Annotated in this window: 18 protein-coding genes; 10 read left to right on the top strand and 8 right to left on the bottom strand. The window is 45.9% G+C overall.

Annotated features, from left to right (window positions below):
- Positions 1–242 precede the first annotated feature (242 nt).
- From JMA39_RS18190 to JMA39_RS18160, 7 genes are all read left to right on the top strand, one after another.
- Positions 243–1,394, top strand: coding sequence for an iron-containing alcohol dehydrogenase (locus JMA39_RS18190; protein WP_202723296.1), 1,152 nt, complete (start codon positions 243–245; stop codon positions 1,392–1,394).
- Between the two features lie 86 nt (positions 1,395–1,480).
- Complete coding sequence (gene gfa, locus JMA39_RS18185) at positions 1,481–2,038, top strand: S-(hydroxymethyl)glutathione synthase (protein WP_202723341.1); 558 nt, start codon at positions 1,481–1,483, stop codon at positions 2,036–2,038.
- Between the two features lie 430 nt (positions 2,039–2,468).
- Positions 2,469–2,735 (top strand): DksA/TraR family C4-type zinc finger protein, encoded by a 267-nt coding sequence (locus tag JMA39_RS18180; RefSeq protein WP_202723295.1) that lies wholly within the window; start codon positions 2,469–2,471, stop codon positions 2,733–2,735.
- A gap of 236 nt (positions 2,736–2,971) precedes the next feature.
- The gene (locus JMA39_RS18175) at positions 2,972–4,102 is read left to right on the top strand and encodes an S-(hydroxymethyl)glutathione dehydrogenase/class III alcohol dehydrogenase (protein ID WP_237732906.1); all 1,131 of its coding nucleotides are present in this window, start codon (positions 2,972–2,974) and stop codon (positions 4,100–4,102) included.
- Positions 4,103–4,265: 163 nt separating this feature from the next.
- A complete protein-coding gene (gene fghA, locus JMA39_RS18170; protein ID WP_202723294.1) occupies positions 4,266–5,105 on the top strand; it encodes an S-formylglutathione hydrolase in 840 nt (279 codons plus the stop codon).
- A gap of 240 nt (positions 5,106–5,345) precedes the next feature.
- Entirely contained in the window at positions 5,346–5,672 is a 327-nt protein-coding gene (locus JMA39_RS18165; RefSeq protein WP_202723293.1) for a DMT family transporter, read from the top strand.
- 122 nt (positions 5,673–5,794) lie between these two features.
- The gene (locus tag JMA39_RS18160) at positions 5,795–6,214 is read left to right on the top strand and encodes a DUF6491 family protein (protein WP_202723292.1); all 420 of its coding nucleotides are present in this window, start codon (positions 5,795–5,797) and stop codon (positions 6,212–6,214) included.
- A gap of 121 nt (positions 6,215–6,335) precedes the next feature.
- On the opposite strand, the gene JMA39_RS18155 is transcribed toward JMA39_RS18160, so the two are convergent.
- Together JMA39_RS18155 and JMA39_RS18150 are read right to left on the bottom strand one after the other, a co-directional pair.
- Positions 6,336–7,982 (bottom strand): ShlB/FhaC/HecB family hemolysin secretion/activation protein, encoded by a 1,647-nt coding sequence (locus JMA39_RS18155; RefSeq protein ID WP_202723291.1) that lies wholly within the window; start codon positions 7,980–7,982, stop codon positions 6,336–6,338.
- Between the two features lie 170 nt (positions 7,983–8,152).
- Complete coding sequence (locus JMA39_RS18150; protein ID WP_202723290.1) at positions 8,153–9,373, bottom strand: threonine/serine exporter family protein; 1,221 nt, start codon at positions 9,371–9,373, stop codon at positions 8,153–8,155.
- A 211-nt stretch (positions 9,374–9,584) separates the two neighbouring features.
- Between JMA39_RS18150 and JMA39_RS18145 the strand changes: the two genes are divergently transcribed.
- The 3 genes from JMA39_RS18145 to JMA39_RS18135 all read left to right on the top strand — a co-directional run bounded on the left by JMA39_RS18145 (position 9,585) and on the right by JMA39_RS18135 (position 13,247).
- The gene (locus JMA39_RS18145; protein WP_202723289.1) at positions 9,585–9,983 is read left to right on the top strand and encodes an MAPEG family protein; all 399 of its coding nucleotides are present in this window, start codon (positions 9,585–9,587) and stop codon (positions 9,981–9,983) included.
- 195 nt (positions 9,984–10,178) lie between these two features.
- A complete protein-coding gene (locus tag JMA39_RS18140) occupies positions 10,179–12,530 on the top strand; it encodes a YgiQ family radical SAM protein (RefSeq protein WP_202723288.1) in 2,352 nt (783 codons plus the stop codon).
- Between the two features lie 375 nt (positions 12,531–12,905).
- Entirely contained in the window at positions 12,906–13,247 is a 342-nt protein-coding gene (locus tag JMA39_RS18135) for a YkvA family protein (protein WP_202723287.1), read from the top strand.
- Positions 13,248–13,302: 55 nt separating this feature from the next.
- Here JMA39_RS18135 and lpxL read toward each other — a convergent pair whose 3' ends face one another.
- The 6 genes from lpxL to JMA39_RS18105 all read right to left on the bottom strand — a co-directional run bounded on the left by lpxL (position 13,303) and on the right by JMA39_RS18105 (position 19,832).
- The gene (lpxL, locus tag JMA39_RS18130; RefSeq protein WP_202723286.1) at positions 13,303–14,232 is read right to left on the bottom strand and encodes an LpxL/LpxP family Kdo(2)-lipid IV(A) lauroyl/palmitoleoyl acyltransferase; all 930 of its coding nucleotides are present in this window, start codon (positions 14,230–14,232) and stop codon (positions 13,303–13,305) included.
- A gap of 131 nt (positions 14,233–14,363) precedes the next feature.
- Positions 14,364–16,232 carry a methyl-accepting chemotaxis protein gene (locus JMA39_RS18125; RefSeq protein ID WP_237732910.1) on the bottom strand — a complete coding sequence of 623 codons (1,869 nt, stop codon included), beginning with the start codon at positions 16,230–16,232 and terminating at the stop codon, positions 14,364–14,366.
- Positions 16,233–16,413: 181 nt separating this feature from the next.
- Complete coding sequence (locus tag JMA39_RS18120; RefSeq protein WP_202723284.1) at positions 16,414–17,478, bottom strand: porin; 1,065 nt, start codon at positions 17,476–17,478, stop codon at positions 16,414–16,416.
- 141 nt (positions 17,479–17,619) lie between these two features.
- Positions 17,620–18,585, bottom strand: a complete 966-nt coding sequence (locus JMA39_RS18115) for a formate dehydrogenase subunit gamma (RefSeq protein ID WP_202723283.1) — start codon at positions 18,583–18,585, stop codon at positions 17,620–17,622.
- A 111-nt stretch (positions 18,586–18,696) separates the two neighbouring features.
- Entirely contained in the window at positions 18,697–19,287 is a 591-nt protein-coding gene (locus tag JMA39_RS18110) for a TorD/DmsD family molecular chaperone (protein ID WP_202723282.1), read from the bottom strand.
- Positions 19,287–19,832, bottom strand: coding sequence for a 4Fe-4S dicluster domain-containing protein (locus JMA39_RS18105; protein ID WP_202723281.1), 546 nt, complete (start codon positions 19,830–19,832; stop codon positions 19,287–19,289). The genes JMA39_RS18110 and JMA39_RS18105 overlap by 1 nt, the downstream gene beginning before the upstream one ends.
- Between the last annotated feature and the right edge of the window lie 4 nt (positions 19,833–19,836).

Raw genomic sequence — 19,836 nt, 5'->3', positions numbered from 1 at the left:
CTAAAAATTCAGTATTTGCCAATATTGACACCTATAGCGGTTACTTACTCTATTTCAATTATTACTAAACAGAAAAAGTCATTTGTAAAAAGCTTGGATTATCAAAATCAATGTGGGGAATATAATTGCATCCATCGAGTGACATCAGGGTCACCCAGCCTCTCTTCAGCAAGTATTTATCTTAATCCGAGGCTGATCAGTTTCTGTTTTTAATCAATTTATATTTAGTAAAGGAAACACAAATGAGCACAACATTTTATATGCCTCCAATGTCAATGATGGGCCCAGATGCAATTAAGCAACTTGGTTCTGAGTTGAATGCTAGAAACTTTAACAAGGCATTGATCGTTACCGATAAGGCGCTAATCGATATTAAGTTGGTTGACCGTCTTACCGAAGAGTTAACGGCACATAACATCGACTTCGCCATTTTCGATGGTGTTAAGCCTAACCCAACTGAAAACAATATCGAGCAGGGTCTTGAACTCCTCAATGCCGAAGATTGTGATTTAGTTATTTCATTCGGCGGTGGTTCTTCTCACGATTGCGCCAAAGGAATTGCGTTAGTTGCTGCTAACGGTGGTCATATTCGTGACTACTCAAAGGGCGTTCATCTATCGACTAAGCCACAGTTGCCTCTCGTGACGGTAAATACGACTGCAGGTACCGCTTCTGAAATGACCATCTTTGCCATTGTGACCAATGAAAAAGATGAGACTAAATATCCTGTGGTTGATAAGAACCTAACACCAATTATTGCGGTGAATGATTCAGAGTTGATGGTCGCTATGCCTAAGTTCTTAACGGCTGCGACGGGTATGGATGCACTGACCCATGCCATCGAAGCTTATGTTTCGACTGCGGCAACCCCAATCACCGATGCTTCTGCGATCAAGGCAATTGAGCTAATTTCAAGCAACTTAAAAGCCGCTGTCGATAACGGTGAAAATAGAGAGGCCCGTGATGCAATGCAATACGGTGAATATCTGGCGGGTATGGCGTTCTCGAATGCGTCATTAGGTTATGTGCACTCAATGGCCCATCAGCTCGGTGGGGTTTATGACTTAGTTCATGGTCTATGTAACGCCATCTTGCTACCACATGTATCTCGCTTCAATGCAACATTAACGACCGAGAGATTCGCCGACATCGCCAAAGCGATGGGCGTTGATACTACGGGTATGGATGCTATCGAAGCTGCAGAAGCTGGCATTGTCGCCATCGAAGCATTATCTCATTCTGTTGGTACGGCGCAGAAGCTTAGCGACCTTGGTGTTAAGCAGGACAAACTTGAGTTTATGGCAATCAATGCCCTAAACGATGCCTGTTCTTTAACGAACCCAAGAAAAGCTAGCACCGAAGAGATCATCAATATTTTCAATCAAGCGATGTAATACCAATCGGTACAAAACATCTGGCTAAGGCTTAAATACTTCTGTGTTTGATATTTGAGCCTTGACCCCTTTTAGGAGTATTTACTATTAAAATTTTAATTCATCCACAAGTAGATAATGGTTTTCCTGCGACGGCAGAGAATTTTGCTGGCGGCTCATTACAGTGCCAATGTGTTAATAACCCGGTTGAAGTCACCATTGCAGCGCAAACAGCGCACAATCACGTATGTGGTTGTAGCAAATGTTGGAAGCCTGAAGGTGCGCTATTTGCTCAGATCGCCGTAGTCGCAAAAGATAAAGTGAGCGTAACCGCTAACGCCGACAAGCTACACATTATTGATGAGAGTGCTGCGATCCAACGTCATGCATGTAAAGAGTGCGGCACACATATGTATGGCCGTATCGAAAACACGGGTCATCCTTTCTATGGTTTAGACTTTGTTCATACCGAACTTTCTAAGCAGCAAGGATGGTCTGCGCCAGAGTTCGCCGCCTTTGTTTCATCAATTATTGAATCGGGTACTGCACCAGAGGCAATGGCAGATGTGCGTAACACGCTTAAGGATTTAGGCTTACCACCTTATGACTGTTTATCACCAGCATTAATGGATGCGATTGCAACGCACGTTGCTGCAAACAAGTAATGCTGATTTTTGAGTCTATATAGGCTCATATTGCACTTATTACTGGCAATACTAAAAAGCGCTTCGGCGCTTTTTTTACGTCGATAACATAGGGGAATAACGATTGCGGCACTGGGTGGAAGTCTAGTTATTATTACTGTTGTGCAAAGGTGTTTTGAGTGTTTGATGGATTATCAAACTTAGTGAAACAACTATAATGTTTGTTATCGAAATGACGCAGAGTAATGAGGTTTAAAGTCTGAGTTATTTAACTTAACGCCGAGTGATAAGGGTGCTTACATCTAGGGCTGCTTATATCTAAGTATTCATTGAGAGTTGAAGGGACGAAATACAGATTGTTAGACGTAATCTTGATCTTCAACTATAGATGAGAGAGCTGCTAAATCGTTACATGCTCGGCAACCGCTAATTGTCATAGAGAGGTACTAACATGGCAGGTGGATGGTCAAGAGATGGTGCTGTACAAGATCAAATCGACAGCAGTGTCGAGGACGCAGTTGCCGCGGCGAGAAGCCGACTGGTTGCTGGCGTTAGCTTACAGTATTGTGAAGAGTGTGATGAGGAGATCCCCGAGGCGAGACGTATTGCCGTTCCAGGTGTTCGACTCTGTATTCATTGCCAAAATGAAATTGATAGCAGCCAGGCGAAGCAGCACCTGTTTAATCGTCGAGGCAGTAAAGATAGCCAATTACGCTAAATTTTTAGCTAAAAAACGGAAGTTAAGTCGCTATTGGAGTTTGGCTAGAGCCTAGTTTGAACACTAAGAAGGCTTCTGTAGTAAATGGGATCGTTTTCTAAAAGATTATTACCGTATGGTAAAGGTAAATTACCAATTGATGGGATTATCAATGTTGAACAGGTAGTTATAATCTTTGCCATACCCACTGCGGTGAAGCACCGTATTTTAAAGTTTATTAAAAGTAGGAATACAAGATGACAGCACAAACAATCAAATCAAAAGCCGCAGTTGCTTGGGCAGTTGGTGAACCACTATCTATGGAAATCGTAGATGTCATGCCACCACAAAAAGGCGAAGTGCGCGTTAAGATGATTGCGACAGGCGTATGCCACACCGACGCTTTTACGCTTTCAGGTGACGATCCAGAAGGTATCTTCCCTTGTATTCTTGGCCATGAAGGTGGCGGTATCGTTGAGTCTATCGGTGAAGGCGTAACTAGCGTTCAAGTTGGTGACCACGTGATCCCACTTTACACTCCTGAGTGTGGCGAATGTAAATTCTGTAAGTCTGGCAAGACTAACCTTTGTCAGAAGATCCGTGAAACTCAAGGTAAAGGTTTGATGCCAGATGGCACCACACGTTTCTCTAAAGATGGTCAGCCTATCTTCCATTACATGGGGACATCGACTTTCTCTGAGTACACAGTATTACCTGAGATCTCGCTCGCTAAGGTTAACCCTGAAGCGCCGCTTGAAGAAGTCTGTCTACTAGGTTGTGGTGTTACAACGGGTATGGGCGCGGTAATGAACACAGCTAAAGTTGAAGAAGGCGCAACAGTTGCTATCTTCGGTATGGGCGGTATTGGTCTGTCAGCGGTTATTGGCGCGGCAATGGCGAAAGCATCACGCATCATCGCTATCGACATCAATGAGAGCAAGTTTGACCTAGCGCGTAAACTGGGCGCAACTGATTGCATCAACCCTAAAGATTACGACAAGCCAATCCAAGATGTGATTGTTGAGCTAACTGATGGCGGTGTTGATTACTCATTCGAGTGTATCGGTAACGTACATGTAATGCGTAGCGCACTTGAGTGCTGCCATAAAGGTTGGGGTGAGTCAGTCGTTATTGGTGTTGCTGGTGCAGGCCAAGAGATCTCAACTCGTCCATTCCAACTAGTAACTGGTCGTGTATGGAAAGGTAGTGCGTTTGGTGGTGTTAAAGGCCGCTCTGAGCTACCTGAATATGTTGAGCGTTACCTTGCTGGTGAGTTCAAGTTGAGCGATTTTATTACTCACACTATGAGCCTTGAGCAAGTGAACGAAGCATTCGATTTAATGCACGAAGGTAAGAGTATCCGTACTGTTATTCACTTCGACAAGTAAATAGCTATTCAAGACAACAAGCGCTCTCGGGCGCTTGTTGTTTTTAAAGGCCTAATTTTGAAGTACTAGTTTTGACTAATTAGTTTAAAGACTTACTTTTAAAAATTTGGCTTTAAAGATTAATCTTTCAAGATTGAGAAAAAATTATAGGAGTCGGTATTAAATGACCGTTGAAAATATCAGTGTAAATAAGAGCTTTGGTGGCTGGCATAAACAATATAGCCATCAATCTAAGACACTTAACTGCGCCATGCGGTTTGCCATTTACTTACCGCCTCAAGCGTCAAATGGTGAAAAGGTTCCGGTGCTTTATTGGCTATCAGGTTTAACCTGCACCGACGAAAACTTCATGCAAAAAGCTGGTGCACAGCGCATGGCTGCAGAGCTTGGTATCGCGATTGTGGCGCCAGATACTAGCCCTCGAGGCGACGATGTTGCCGATGATGCTGGCTACGATCTTGGTAAGGGCGCAGGTTTTTATGTTAATGCCACCCAAGCCCCTTGGAATCGTCATTATAGAATGTATGACTATGTGGTTAATGAATTGCCACAGCTGATTGAATCTATGTTCCCTGTCAGTGATAAGCGCTCCATTGCAGGCCATTCTATGGGAGGGCATGGTGCACTGGTAATTGCGATGCGTAACCCACAGGCATATCAGTCGGTGTCGGCGTTTAGCCCTATTACTAACCCAGTTAATTGTCCTTGGGGTAAAAAGGCGTTCACCGCTTATCTAGGCCGTGATACTACAACCTGGGCTGAATACGATGCCAGCCTGTTGATGCGTAAAGCGACTGAGTTTGTACCAGCACTCGTGGATCAGGGCGAAGCCGATGACTTCCTTATTGAGCAGTTAAAGCCAGAAGTGTTAGAGGCTGCAGCTAAGTTAAGTGGCTATCCACTCACGCTAAATATGCAAGAAGGCTTCGATCATAGCTATTACTTTATCTCGAGCTTTATCGAAAACCATCTACGTTTTCACGCTGAGTACTTGGGCAAGTAACTGATAAGCAGTTTTTCAAGTGAGTGAAGGCATTTGTTAGATTGCTTAGTCCGATGACTCACAAAAGTTTTATTAAAAAGCCGCCAATTTGGCGGCTTTTTGTTAGCCCTCAGAATATTATTACCACCGGGTAAAAGATATTTGTAATTTTTGCTAATTATCATTCAATTTCAACGGAATATAATAAAGGCATTGAATAACAATTGGCATCAGCCTTATAAATAGACGTAGGACGTTAGCATGAGCTGGATTTTTCTTTTATTGGGTGTGGTGGCTGAAGCCTTATCGCATGTGGCACTAAAGGCGACCGATGGCTTTAGTAAACCCCTGCCTGCTGCAATGGTTCTATTAGGGCACCTGACGGCATTTATCTTTTTAGGCCAAGCGATGAAAGGCATGCCAGTTGGTGTGGTGCATGCGCTTTGGGCTGGATTGGCTATTGTAACAGTAACCCTGTTGTCGGCGCTGTTTTACCGTCAGCATTTAGATATGACGGCTTGGATGGGGATGGCACTAGTGGCAGTCGGCGTGATGATGATTAACTTCTCCCAAGGCCACGCTCATTAGCTCACGAACAGCATTTCCCTCCTATGATTTGATTAATGGTTTTACTCTGAATTCGTTTGGGTATTTTTTGCGCATTCATTAATTGGTGCTACAGTGAAGAAGAATTGTAAGGAGATGAATTTATGCGTTTACTAAAATTAGTAGCTTTATTTTTTATTGTGCTTTTAGCGGGTTGCGCTTCGAGTGAAGCGAGCAAAGAGCACGCGGCAATGTATACCTTTCCTGATTTAGAGCAGGTCAATTCGATAGATAACTTTCGTATGGATGGCTGGGAGAGTGTAGATAGGTATTCGATTATCGTGGACTCTCGACCTAGACAGAGCTATCTGCTGATCTTAAGTGGCGGCTTAAGCGGGCTTAACTTTGCCCAAGGTTTATTGGTGACATCGACTCTAGGCAAAGTAGAGGCTGGGTTCGATTCGGTCTCGACACTTGATGACCCTATGATGAAGGCACAAATCAAGCGGATCTATAAGCTAAAAGATCAACAGCAGAAAAATGAAATTAAGGCCAAAATCGAAGCTTTTGATGATGACAAATAGCATTAAGGGCTTGTGGTGTTAGAGAGATAGCCTCGAATTTGTTTGGGGCTCTTTTTTCTCTATTTCCCACAGTTTAGGATCCGTTATATACAAGCGCAGCTTATCTGTGTAAGAGTTTAATTTAGAAGTGACTTTTCACCTGAAAACGCCACTCCCAGCTGTTAACTTCCGGCCCACTGGTATAAGGCACACTTAAATCGATATGGGCGACATTACCATAGCTCGATTTCGATGAATAAATTCGAGCACCAATGCCGAGGCTACCAATAGGTGAAGACACGGCATTGTTTTCATCGGAGCCGCCAAATGCATGACCCACGTCGGTAAAGATCGCCCAGCCGAGTTCTGCTAGCTGATACAGATTGATATTAGGGTAGTTACGAAGTTCGGCGGTAAAAGCCCATTGGTGATCGCCATACTGATAGTCATTTGGGTAGCCTCGAATTCCCGTTTCATCACCTAAGGCGAAGGGCTTGTCCAAGTAGTTATTTTGAGAGGTGCTGAGTCTGAGCTTTGAATAGGCGGTCCATTTGGGAGTGATATGGTAGAAATACTCTGCAGCAAGATTAACTTGATAGAAATCATTTTGGCTGGTGGCAAACACGCCTTTAGCATCCATTGCTAATAGAATCAGTTGGTCATCCCCTTGATAGCCGCGACTCGATTGCCAGTCTAAGTGATAGCCTATAGGCGAGCTGTTATTGAGATCCCGAGTTTCGATACCTAACTTAAAGTAGTGCTGCCAACCTAAGTTAAAGTCCTCGTTATTATTAATCAGGTGCACATTGTTTAGCACCTCAAAGTCATCCTGCAGATATTGATAGGCAATCCAAGGGTAAAGAAAATCTCTATCCTGTGGGAGCTCTGAACTCGGGTAGCTATCGATATGAGCAAATTCGTGACGGTCTTGGGTGAGCCCGGTGATAACTCGAGAGAGCTGTTTACTGTCACGCTCTATTAGCCAACCGAAACGGGCATTATTATAGGTCACAGCATGCTCAAACTCATTAATATCTTGACCGTTTTGTTTGAGGGTATCGATACGGAAATCGTCTAAGTACTCGGCGGAATACATATACTTGCCGTCTAGGTTGTAGAAAGGTTTCTCGAAATAAACATACTTAGCCTGACCATCACTGTTGTCGTAAAAGCTAGCGGCGATGGTAGCGTGTTTGATGAAGTTGATTGGTGTCTCTACCGCAAAAAGGTAGCCAGTTCTTTCTTCATTTGATTGGTACTTTACACGGGTACGGATACCGTAGCCGAGTAAGTTATCCTCTTTGAGGCCGACAGAAAACTTACTTTCTCCGCCGCTATGACTAGCACTAAAAGTGGGAAGTAGTGACCAGTTGTCCCAGGTTTCGACCAGTATATTTTCACCTTCATCGGCAAGATCTGCATCGGCTGCGGGCTGAGAGAATGTGACTCTTGCATCGCGGATGTAGGCTTGGGAACGTAAAATACGCTGCGCTTCATCAAGGTCTTTCTGACTGATCTTATCACCCTCTGAGAAGCTGAGTTTATCGCGGATCACTAAGTCGCGTGTATTGATATGCAGGTAATTGGCCCAGCGGTGAATAAAGAAGGTTTCAGGGTCGGATAGATCGAAGATATCGTTACTCTTGATAACAATATTCTTGGTTTGCTTTTTCTGTTCATAATCTTCAGGGCGTTTGTTATCCGTTATTTTGCTTTTGTTTTCAGCCGAAGCGACACCCGATTGGATGCTAAAAAAGATCGCTAATGCTAGGCTGCACACCCTTCCCATAGATTGAAGTCCTCCTTGGCTAGAATCGAAAGCTGGCATAACTAATAACAGATGCTAAGTGTAGATTAGTCAAGTAATAAGGGGCTGATTTAGTTTGATAGAGATTGATGCAGTTGCAAAAAAAAGAGCGCAATTCAGCGCTCTTTTTTATCGTTAAGACCCGCTAATTCCTACAAGGTACGCCTTGGTGGAACGGCAACGTTAGCAAAAATTAAGCCTGCAATAATTGACATAAAGATTAAGAAAATCTGTATACCAAGGTGTGACTGATTAAAAATGGTTTCGCCGAGAATTAAGGTGTTCAGGCCGATATAGGTTTTACTGCCCGGCACCAAGATGACGATACCTTGTAGTAGCGCGATAGAGGCGGGGGCTTTCATCCAGCGAGCAAAGAGGTTTGAGTAAATCCCTACCGCTAAGGCACCGAAGAAGATCCCGAGAGACTCGCCAAAATAGAGTCCGCCTAACATCGCAGAGAAGAAGGCCACGGTTCCCGCCAATATGCCCCAGGGGGAGTCTTTCATACGAGCCTTGAAGATGATGACTAAGGCTGTGGATAGAATAGGTACGGAGATAAACACTGCCCATTGAGGTAGTGCTTCAGGGGGAATATAAGTGGTTTCACCAAATAGTGCTTTACCGATGGCCATGCCTAAGATCACCCCAAAATAGAGCTTAAATAGTAGCATGAAGGCATCCATGACCCTCGCGGTGCCAGAGATAAGATCGCGGGCTGCAAGCTCTGCGAGTCCTAAAGTGAGGGCGAGGCCCGGAATAAAGATAATAATACCTGACAGGATCACGACGGGAATATTCACCGAGGGATCGATGCATGCAATAGCAAAGGCCGCAATCGCACAGAGGATTGCGGCAAGGGGCTCTAACATCTCTGCCATCGATTTTGAGCGCTCGGCACTAAAAACTAATCCGTAAACCATCAAACCTAACATGGCGGACCAAAATACATCATTCCAGCTGGTGCCCATCAACATAGCGAAGGCGCCAGCCGAGATCCCAAAGGCCAGTAGCGTCAGTTTGGTGCCGTAAGGGTTCGGTTTATTAGAGATCTCTTCAAGACGCTCAAGTGCCTCGCTTAAGGTTCGCTGACCCGACATCAGTTCTTCGACCAGCTCATCGGTACGGGCCAGTGAGCCAAGATCTAGCTCGCCGGGTTTTACGCGGGCGACATGATTATACTCTTGGTCTTCATCGTGTTGCAGCACAAAGGTCATCGCCGTAGGCGAGATCAAGAAGTACCCTTCAATGCCAAGTACATTGGAGACACCTTGCAGGTGGGCTTCTAGGCGGTAGGCTGGCGTGCCAAATTTATGCAGTGCCTTACCAAGCCTGATGATGAAACGGCGCTTTTCTAAAAACTCTTGATTATCCACTATCTTACTTCGCTATAGGTGACTTCAGGATGATTTACTAGATTAAACAACTGCTTATTATTATTTTTATCGGTTGTTCGGCGCAGAAGTTCAGTTGCCATATTTTGACGAGCGCATCTTAACCTATTTGAGCTAAAAAAGTTGCCATTTATTTACATAATGTTCTGTAATTGTAATGCTGTGGTTTTGTGTCTATAGAATAGGGAGGCAAATGTCGCTTTTAATATCTGGGCTGTATGTCAGCCTTAGTGCATTAATCATGGTGGTATTGGCTTATAGGGTGATAAAGCTAAGACGTTTACATAAAATCGGTATAGGCAGTGCGGGTAATGATGCCTTGCTGCTGGCACAGAGAGTACATGCTAATTTCTTAGAAAATGCCCCTATCACCTTATTGCTGCTGGTGCTCGCCGAGGCTAATGGTACCAAGGCATCAGTCTTGCACCTATTTGGTACTGTGTGGCTTGTGTCGAGATTAATGCATGCCATTGGTTTGACTCTAGGGAGAGGTGGTTACCACTTTGCTCGATTTTGGGGCGTGTTAATGACGTGGGCGGTGATTATTGGGCTGGTGGCAATTAACTTATTCGCTTTTGTGGCTCACCTTTAACCGCTAAATCCCAGTGGCATAATACCCACAGCCAAGTTAGGGGATAGGTCGCTATACTAAAAAAAGCCTTAATTTGATGCTTTTTTAGTCACACCTAGCAGGCGTTGCCTGTTATACTCCGTGTCCCCATTGTGAGAGTAACTTGGGGCGCGAAACCTGCGTAATTTTTTGTATTTCAGTTAGGCTGCCTAATCCATGCAAGTAGAATCCACCTTATTTACCTTTCCAAAGTATCGCTCAGAGCTGAAAAAGCCTGCGCCATTTTTGCCAATGTCTCGCAAAGAGATGGCAAAGTTAGGTTGGGATAGTTGCGATATCATCATCGTAACGGGCGATGCCTACGTGGATCATCCAAGTTTTGGTATGGCTGTAATTGGCCGTATGCTCGAAGCTCAAGGCTTTAGAGTGGGGATTATTTCCCAGCCAGATTGGTCTAACAAAGAAGACTTTATGAAGTTAGGTAAGCCTAACCTCTATTTTGGTGTGACTGCGGGTAACATGGACTCGATGATCAACCGCTATACGGCCGAGCGTCGTATGCGTCATGATGATGCCTATACTGCGGGGAATATTGGCGGTAAGCGTCCCGATCGTGCAGTAACAGTCTACACTCAACGCTGTAAAGAAGCGTTTAAGCAAGTGCCTGTAGTCATTGGTGGTATCGAAGCAAGCCTGCGCCGTATCGCCCACTACGATTATTGGTCCGATAAAGTCCGCCGCAGTGTAGTTTTAGACGCTAAAGCCGATATCTTAATCTACGGTAACGCCGAGCGTCCTTTGGTGGAGTTTTCTCACCGTTTAGCGGCTGGCGAGCCGATATCACAGCTGCACGATATTCGCGGCACAGCGGTTATTCGTAACGAGCCTCTACCTGAATGGAAGGGCGTGGATTCACGCAAGCTGGATCAGTTACATAAGATTGACCCTATTCCTAATCCGTATGGAGCCGATGATGTGGGTTGTAAAAACCTATCAGGGCCGACGGATAAGAAGATCTTCGACAATGATGCGCCTAAGGCGATCAGCGTCCAGCCTCCAAGACCTAAGCCTTGGGAGAAGACCTATGTCATGTTGCCAAGCTATGAAAAGGTTTTAGAGGACAAATACCTGTATGCCCACGCCTCGCGTATTTTGCATCAAGAGCAAAACCCGGGTTGTGCGCGAGCGCTATTTCAAAAGCACGCCGAACGCGCGGTTTGGGTCAATCCACCTGCTTGGCCACTGAATACCGATGAGATGGACGGCGTATTCGATCTGGCATACCAGCGTGTGCCGCATCCCTCCTATGGCAAGGAGAAGATCCCGGCCTACGATATGATTAAGACCTCGATCAATATCATGCGTGGTTGTTTTGGTGGTTGCTCATTTTGTTCGATCACCGAACATGAGGGGCGGATAATCCAGAGCCGTTCACAAGACTCTATCGTTAAAGAGATCAAAGATATTCAAGATAAGGTACCGGGCTTTACCGGGGTTATCTCGGATCTTGGCGGCCCAACGGCAAACATGTATCACTTGGGTTGTACTAGCGTTAAGGCCGAGAGTACCTGCCGTCGTCTATCTTGTATCTACCCATCGATCTGTGGTCACTTAGATACCGACCATCAGGCGACAATCGACCTGTATCGCGCCGCCCGTGATATTCCAGGCATTAAGAAGGTATTAATCGCCTCCGGTGTTCGTTATGACTTAGCCACCGAAGATCCACGCTACGTAAAAGAACTGGCGACTCATCATGTGGGTGGTTACCTGAAGATTGCTCCAGAGCATACCGAAGAGGGGCCGCTGAGCAAGATGATGAAGCCGGGAATGGGCACTTACGATAAGTTTAAAGCGCTTTTCGATAAGTACTCATTAGAGGCGGGTAAGAAGCAGTATCTGATCCCTTACTTTATCTCGGCGCATCCAGGTACCACTAATGAAGATATGGTGAATCTGGCCTTATGGCTCAAGAGTGAGAAGTTTAAGCTAGATCAGGTGCAAAACTTCTATCCGTCACCTATGGCAAACGCAACAACGATTTATCACACTGAGCTGAACTCGCTTAAAAACGTGAAGCATAATAGTGAACAGGTCTCAGTACCGAAGAAGGGCCGCCAGCGTAAGCTACATAAGGCGTTACTGCGTTATCATGACCCAGCTGGCTGGCCATTGATCCGCGAAGCCTTGATTGCGATGGGTAAGGAGAAGCTGATTGGTAATGGCCCAAATTGCTTAGTCCCTGTAGAGACACGTCAAGAGCGTGAGGCGAACAGAGCTAAGAAGACGAGCGGCAAAGATGATAGCAAAGGCAAGAAGGCGTTTACTCGCTTCTCTGGGGATCAGTTTGACGAGCGCAAATCAGGCCAGAGTAAGTCGGGTCAGAACAAATCAGGTCAAAATAAGACTGGTGGCAATAAAGCGGGTGGAGCTGGCCAGAATAAAGCGGGTCAAGGCAAGTCAGGTCAAAACAGAGCTACCCATGGTACGAAAACGGGTGCTAAGCCAACAGGTAAGCGTCCCCCAAAGAAAAATGCTTGGGGCACTACGCCTAAACATCAAAGGTAGAGCTGCAAAGCACTAGCGATGAGGTTGCTGTAGCTAAATAAACTAAAATAAGGGAATATCTTTATACTGATTGGTATTAATACCACTCAGTATAAGAAGTTGATCTACTCAGAGCGGTTTTTGGCAAACTAATTCAAGGCGAATAGCTGTAAGAATGGCTATTCCCTTGTAAAGCTGTTCAACGCTGAAGTAGGCAGCCAAAAACGCTCCAGAATGGCGAGTTTTAGCGACTCTGACGCTTTGTTAACGAGCTTAACCGTAGAACAACTATGCTCTTCACTCGTTGCCTTGCCTCAGAACCGCTAAACTCTCGCTGAGCGACCAAATCTTTATACTGATTGGTATTAAATATTCCCTTTTTATTGGGCAGGAATCATGACTCAAGAAACGAATGGCACTACCGAATATAGCGATGAGAGCTTTTGGCAGAAGGTAAAACTGTTTGCCAAGAAAGCCGGTCGTGAAGTGATAGATAACGCCTTGTGCCTCTATTATGCGGCTCAGCGTCCAGACACGCCTAAATGGGCCAAGACAGTGATCTTTGGGGCTTTGGCTTACTTTATTGCGCCGATTGATGCCGTTCCAGATCTAACACCTATACTCGGCTATACTGACGATCTTGGAGCATTAGCCGCCGCGCTGGCCATGGTGACTATGTATGTCGATGATAACGTAAAAAACCAAGCCGCCGAAAAGTCAGCCGCTTGGTTTGATTAGCCTCACAAGTTAATACAGAGAGACCTCATCGGTTAATGTAAAGAGGCTTCACTGGTTAATATAAAGAGCTTTCACCATCGGGGCGATTCTTAAAGCGTCTATGTAGCCACATATATTGGCTTGGAGCGTCCATAATCGAGGCTTCAACAATCTTATTAATAAAGCGAGCACCCGCGTTTTCATCGCCCTTAGGAAACTGGTCAATTAATGGCTCTTTGATGGTTAAGGTGTAGTGGCCGTTATCATCGTTACGCACCATCACAATAGGCACAATCGCGCAGTCAGATCCTTCGACTAAGATACTGGTACCTGTCGTAGTGCAGGCATTTTCTACCGCAAATAGCGGCGCAAAAGTTGAGCGACGGCGACCATAGTCATGATCGGGGGCGTACCACATAAACGCGCCATCATTGAGTGCTTCCAGCATAAACTTGACGTTCTTACGATGGATCAATGTGTGTCCACCACGGGAGCGCCCCTTTAATTGAAAGTAGTCGAAACAAGGGTTGTTGTTAGGGCGATAGACGCCCATCCCGGAGTTATAGAGTCCAAAGGCTCGACCGCCAAGTTCAAGGTTAAGCGAATGCACCGCCACTAACAGAGCGCCGCGCCCCTCTGCTTTTAACCTCTCGATATGCTCCAAGCCTTCAACTTTCATATGTCTTGCTACGCGAGCCTCAGACCAAAACCAGGCCATCCCGGTTTCGAACAGTGCAAGTCCAGTATTTTCAATGTTCTGCTTAACTAGCAGTTCGCGCTCGGCATCATCCATCTCTGGGAAACAAAGCTCTAAGTTACGCTCGATGGTGCTGCGACGCTTCTTCATGAAGCCGATCGCAATACGTCCTAGAGTCTTACCCATGCGGATTTGGATAGAGTAGGGCAATAAACTACATAGGTAACTGATGCTTACTATCACTAGCACGCCCCAGTATTTAGGGTGAAGCAATGCAATTGAAAAGGTGGGAGCTGTGTACTTACTCATAACGCGGTGGTGCTTATATTAAAGATAAGGTGATGATTTGCTGATTATACTCGATTGGTACTGATTCGGCGCTGTCTATCTGCCTTTTCTGCTCGATAGCGAAAAGGGAGATAGACTGTGGCTTAGGGAGATTAATTAAGCTTAAATTGATTCACGATCAATTCAAGCTGGTGGTTCGCCGTGGCGAGATTGACGGTTTCTCGGCAGGTGCTTTCACCGTTTATCGCCAATTCGTTAGCCATTTCGCTGATGGCCGACATATTGCGGGTGATCTCGCTGGATACTGAGCTTTGCTCTTCGGCTGCAGTCGCTATTTGAGTATTGAGATCATTGATTTGATTGACGGAGGCACCGATCGCGTCGAGATCGCTGGCCACCCTCTCTGTGGTGTCGGCGGTTTTAATGCAGGTGTTTTTCGTCTCATCCATAGAGAGCATTGCTGCATTAGAGGCTGCCCTGAGTTTATTAAGGGTAACTTCTATCTCTGCGGTGCTGGACTGAGTTCGGGCGGCTAAGGCGCGAACTTCGTCGGCCACCACTGCAAACCCACGCCCCTGCTCACCGGCTCGGGCGGCTTCAATAGCCGCGTTAAGCGCTAATAGATTGGTTTGATCGGCAATTTCACCAATTACTTTAAGTACTTGAGTAATATTGATTGTGTCTTTATCAATTTGGGCAATATTGGTGGACGTATTTTCGACCTCTTGGACCAGCTGAGCCACGGTACTGGTTGCTCGGGCTACAACCGTTTTAGACTCGACGGTCTGTTGATTGGTCATCTGGGTAAAAGAAGCGGTTTCTGCGCCATTTCTGGCAACGTCGTTGGCGGTGGCGCTCATCTCTTCGACGGCCGTGACGATCTGCTCTGTTTCTGTGGTATGCGCCGCTAAAATGGTGGTATTAGCCTCAGTTTCAGACCGTAGACGCTCAACGCTGCTGGCGATATGGGTCGATGATTGCAACACCTCTAGCATCATCTTCTGCAGGTTCTCGATAAAGCGGTTGATGCCTTTTGAGATCTGACCTAGATCGTCATCATTCTTGGCTTCAAGACGTCGAGTTAGATCGCCATTGCCCTTGGATAGTTCGGTGACCATCTCTTTGAGTGACAGAATAGGTTGATAGAGTACGAAGAGCACCCCAAGTAAAATACAGATGGTGATTGCCAGTATGATGCTAGAGGAGATAATGGCGTTGTAGAGGGCACTATTGACCGCGGCATAAGCAATAGATTTATCTAGGCCGACAAACAAGTACCATTTCTTGCCGTTAACCAAGTGGATGGCTTTTGAGAAAGCCAGTTTATCTAGGCCATCTAAGCTGTACTCCTGCCTCGTTTCATCATTAGCTAGCAGCTTGCGCTCGACAGCCCCGAGTCCGAAATCTGAAAAATGGCTGCCAGCGACTAAGGTTTTAGACTCCGAGGCTAACACTTTTCCGGTTTGATCTGTGATCAATGCGACTGCACCAGGATAGTCGACCGACTTTACGATGTCGCTGAGATAGGTCAGCTCAATATCTCCCAGTACCACGCCGTCACCCAGGTTCTTTAGAATCGAGATCACATCGTGGCCGGTACCATCATCGACATAGATATCGGTGATATCGAGGTTGTTAGTGGATTTTCCTTGTTGATACCAGGGACGAGTACGTGGATCGTATTTCTCCGCTATTGCCTTGCCGTTTATCCACTTGTTACTGCTCTCTGTTGAGTAGGCACTGCCGTCATCAAAGCCGAAATAGATACGAGCAACGCCACCGACATCGGTAGAGATCCGTGCAGCATTAACATAGTTATTACGGTAACTACCGATCCGGTAATGATTAGCGAGTGCGTCGATAGCAGAAGCTTTTTCTGTAAACCAGCTTTCAATCTTGCTGGATTCATTATTGACCAAGGCGCTGAGTTTCTCATTAGTGTAGGCAATGGTGCTTTGCTTGATCTCGATATAGGACAAGTAGTTTGAGATCAAAAGGCAAAGGGCGACTAGAGTCACCATTGACGCGATTAGCGATTTTCTAAATCCTAGCAATTGTTTCTCTCCACGCTGTAACGCGAATAAAAGAGGCCGGGGTCGGCCCCTTAGAAGGGAGTGTTATGGTTTGTGGCTAAACTTTTATGACTAAGCTTTTACGACAAAACTCTTATGACAAAGCTGTAACGCTTACTTGTACGTTAGCTTAGCTTTGCCAAGTGAGGTTAAAGTCGTATCTAAAGCCGATAGTGACCGAGCGGTCGTCATCACGATTATCGAAGTTCTTATCGAGATACTCTAAATGTACGCGCACATTATCGACAGGGTTCCACTCAAACGTAGTGTTAAAACCGTCATAGTCGGCAGAAGTGTTATTGTCGATACCATCTTTAAACTGAAAGTAACCGAGTTTGACCTTGTAGTCGTCAAAGATAGGGTAGGCCAGTGCGGTATCTAAGGTGCTGCCGCTACGGTCTTTATTCATGCTGCCAGCATCATAGTTGTATTGCTTATCTTGATAACTCACGGCTAGATATAGATCATTGCTAAAGGTATAAGCCACTACACCACCAAGGGTATTGTCATCGCCTTCTATATGCTGGTTATCGACAGTATTTTGGCTGACATAACCTAGACCAATATGTAGCTGGTTTAGATCGTATCCCACACCGACGTTAACCATATCGGTAGCATCTTCACCACTGTCACCATTAAATTGTGCTCCTGCCATCCAGGTAAAATCGCCAGTGACCAGTTGGTAAGTCACAAAGTTATCGACGAAAAATGGGCTTTCATGATCGTAAGCAAAAGGGCTATTGCCATGATCAAAGATATCTACATATTCAGCCACCAAGGTGTACTGCGCTGGGCGCTGTTTACCGATACCCACTTGGCCGTAGGGCGAGGCGATAGCGGCATAAGCTTGGCGTGCCTTACCGAAGTTGCCAGAGTTAGCGATATCGACGCTCCATTCGCCTTGGGCGATAGCGCTCCAGCCATCGGCAAATTCGGTGCTGGCTTTAATACCGACACGAGAGAGCGCATCACGCACATCCCAAGTTTTATCTTGATTGTCGTCGAGGTAGCTTAAGCTTGGGCGAAGTGAGCCGTAGAGACTGACTTGGCTATTTTTAAATTGTGATGCTGCAGCGTTGTTTTCGAGTTTGGCGATACGGGCTTCAAGTTCGGCTGTTGTGGCAGAATCGTCGGCATAAGCGTTTATACAGCATAGGCTAACGGCAACGGCCAGAAGTGCTTTCAATGTTTTCATCTATATATTTCCCTATATTTCGGCTGCAACAAGTCGCCCTCTCTAAAAGGCTAGAGTTGGTGCAAAGCGAATAAATATTATTGGTATAAGAACCCACCAGCAGCAGTGCTGGTGGGTGATGGTGCATTTAGTTGGGCTGAGTTACTTCAGCTCTTTGAACCATAGGTTGTGGTGCTGTTTAGCCCAGTTTTCATCGCAGTAGCCAGAGGTCATGTTAGACATGCCGCCTTCAGACATCACAGTCGCCATAAAGATATGCACAACCGAGAACGCCGTGATGATGATGGTCGAGACGATATGCACCAGCAGCATGGTATTGGCGGTGTTTTTGGTAACAACGAAGGTCTCAGGGAACATCATGGTGAGGCCTGATATCACCATTAAGCCGCCAAACAGGGCAAATACCCAGAACCACAGCTTTTCACCTGCGTTGGCAAAGCCCGCATCTGGATGATGTTTCTTACCTGTGTTGAGGTAACCGCCGAGTACGGCAAACCACTTAAGATCGTAGCTTGCTGGAATTTGCTTCGGTGCCCACATCAAGATCATCAACACGTAGCCTAAGATGAATGGGAACGCCATCAGCTCATGCAATCCGCTAGAGAGCCCTATAAGTGATGCCCAGCCAGATTGATTCATGCTTGGTTCGAGATATAAACGCCCACCCGATAGTACTAAACCGGTTAGAATTAAAAAGATACAGGCGATGGCTCCTAGCCAGTGCACACTGATGCTCAAACCGGACCAGCGCTTAATTAGCTTGCCTGAATAACCGTCATCTAGACGTGAAATACCATTGATTACGATGAAAATGATAAATAAGCTAATAACCGCAAATAGGCTGGCGTAGACCAACAACGCGATAGTATCGGTTGCGACTAAATAACCTAATATCACTTCGTTGGCATCTTCTGGAACGGACTCAGGTAACAGTAGCTGGGGATCCGTTGGCATACCGCGTAATTCTGGGATATCGCCAGCAATGGCTTCGATTTTAATCGGTTGCCACTGCTGTGGCTGTAAGTTTGCCTCATCTGCTGCCATAGCTGCAGTAGAGACAAGCAGGCTGATCACAATAAAACTAAGCCATTTTATTGCTCTGTTCATAGGTAACTCCTTTGGCGGCTTAAGGCCGCCTCTTTTGGCTTTATCTGGCGTTTAGGTACGTCATAAATAAAGCCTGATCCTGATGTGTAATAGACTGTTTTAACAGGCAGCCTATTCATGCAGTTGCTTGGTGATAAAAAGTTGCAGTTCATTAGCAAATTCTCGCCAGAAAGCCTGCTTAGCGTGCAGCTTAATGCCTTCACAGAAAGGATTAATCCACACTCCAAGGTGCTTATTAACAAACTCATCCGCCATGGCGTCGAGTTCATTAGCAGCTTCTAGGTTATTTGCTTGTCTCTGCTCACTTGCAAGGGCGTGCACACAGTAAAGAAACTCCAACTCGTTACCGATAAAATCGGCGGGTTCATTGAATTTGTCGTCGATGACTAAACCTATCTGTTGATAGAAGTCGGCAACCTCGACAGTTTCATCTGTGTTTATGACATGGGTTCCGCTGCGGTATATGCCCTCATAGGGGGCAACCAACAGCTTATATGGACCGATACACATGCGATTGAAGTCAAACTCCAACTCGGATGGATCTTCGACAAACAACTTCGCCTCAGTGAGTAGTGGACTTTGTGGATTGCTCGATTCTAGGTAAGCGATTAATCCATTAAGTGCCTCAGCTTGTGATGGAAAGAAGATCATCGATTTAAAGGCAAAGTAAGCCGTTGCCATCGGACCATATTGGCTTGTCATTATGCGCGTTCCTTAATAATCACCAGATTAGGTTTCGTGATGCAGTCGCCGTAACCAATGCCTTCTTTGCTAGCAGATGGCTTCTTCAGCACTTCGTCAATGTTGCCAACTTGGATACACTCCACAGGGCAACCGTGGACACACGCAGGCTGCATACCGCGATCGAGTAACTCGACGCACATGTTGCACTTATCAGCCTTGCCATCGTCCTCACGAATACTGACTGCAGAGTAAGGACAAGCGCTGGCACATAAGCCGCAGCCAGTGCACTTCTCGCGATCTAACACTACAATGCCGTCATCTCTTACGTGGTAAGCCTTTGCAGGGCAAACCATCAGGCAGGCTGGGTTTTCACAATGCATGCAAGAATGCGATAGCCACACATCAATGGCGCCGTCATCACGCTTAACTTCGTAGCGGTCAACCTTACGGAATCTGTGGTTTTCTGGTAGTTCATTGTGAATTTGGCAAGCCACAGTACAGGCACCACAGCCGACACAGTTTTCTTGTCTGAAGACAAAGCCTACTCTTTTGTTCATAGTCATCATT

This window comes from Shewanella schlegeliana (assembly GCF_016765635.1).
Taxonomy (GTDB): Bacteria; Pseudomonadota; Gammaproteobacteria; order Enterobacterales; family Shewanellaceae; genus Shewanella; species Shewanella schlegeliana.
This window is presented reverse-complemented; position numbering and strand designations above follow the sequence as displayed.

Bases quoted from the DNA above. Each gene is read 5' to 3' on its own strand.
- JMA39_RS18105 (WP_202723281.1), bottom strand. From the start codon at position 19,832: ATGACTATGAACAAAAGAGTAGGCTTTGTCTTCAGACAAGAAAACTGT.
- fghA (WP_202723294.1), top strand. From the start codon at position 4,266: ATGACCGTTGAAAATATCAGTGTAAATAAGAGCTTTGGTGGCTGGCAT.
- JMA39_RS18135 (WP_202723287.1), top strand. From the start codon at position 12,906: ATGACTCAAGAAACGAATGGCACTACCGAATATAGCGATGAGAGCTTT.
- JMA39_RS18175 (WP_237732906.1), top strand. From the start codon at position 2,972: ATGACAGCACAAACAATCAAATCAAAAGCCGCAGTTGCTTGGGCAGTT.
- lpxL (WP_202723286.1), bottom strand. From the start codon at position 14,232: ATGAGTAAGTACACAGCTCCCACCTTTTCAATTGCATTGCTTCACCCT.
- JMA39_RS18180 (WP_202723295.1), top strand. From the start codon at position 2,469: ATGGCAGGTGGATGGTCAAGAGATGGTGCTGTACAAGATCAAATCGAC.
- JMA39_RS18120 (WP_202723284.1), bottom strand. From the start codon at position 17,478: ATGAAAACATTGAAAGCACTTCTGGCCGTTGCCGTTAGCCTATGCTGT.
- JMA39_RS18155 (WP_202723291.1), bottom strand. From the start codon at position 7,982: ATGGGAAGGGTGTGCAGCCTAGCATTAGCGATCTTTTTTAGCATCCAA.
- JMA39_RS18115 (WP_202723283.1), bottom strand. From the start codon at position 18,585: ATGAACAGAGCAATAAAATGGCTTAGTTTTATTGTGATCAGCCTGCTT.
- JMA39_RS18165 (WP_202723293.1), top strand. From the start codon at position 5,346: ATGAGCTGGATTTTTCTTTTATTGGGTGTGGTGGCTGAAGCCTTATCG.
- JMA39_RS18160 (WP_202723292.1), top strand. From the start codon at position 5,795: ATGCGTTTACTAAAATTAGTAGCTTTATTTTTTATTGTGCTTTTAGCG.
- JMA39_RS18145 (WP_202723289.1), top strand. From the start codon at position 9,585: ATGTCGCTTTTAATATCTGGGCTGTATGTCAGCCTTAGTGCATTAATC.
- JMA39_RS18110 (WP_202723282.1), bottom strand. From the start codon at position 19,287: ATGACAAGCCAATATGGTCCGATGGCAACGGCTTACTTTGCCTTTAAA.
- JMA39_RS18125 (WP_237732910.1), bottom strand. From the start codon at position 16,232: ATGGTGACTCTAGTCGCCCTTTGCCTTTTGATCTCAAACTACTTGTCC.
- JMA39_RS18190 (WP_202723296.1), top strand. From the start codon at position 243: ATGAGCACAACATTTTATATGCCTCCAATGTCAATGATGGGCCCAGAT.
- JMA39_RS18140 (WP_202723288.1), top strand. From the start codon at position 10,179: ATGCAAGTAGAATCCACCTTATTTACCTTTCCAAAGTATCGCTCAGAG.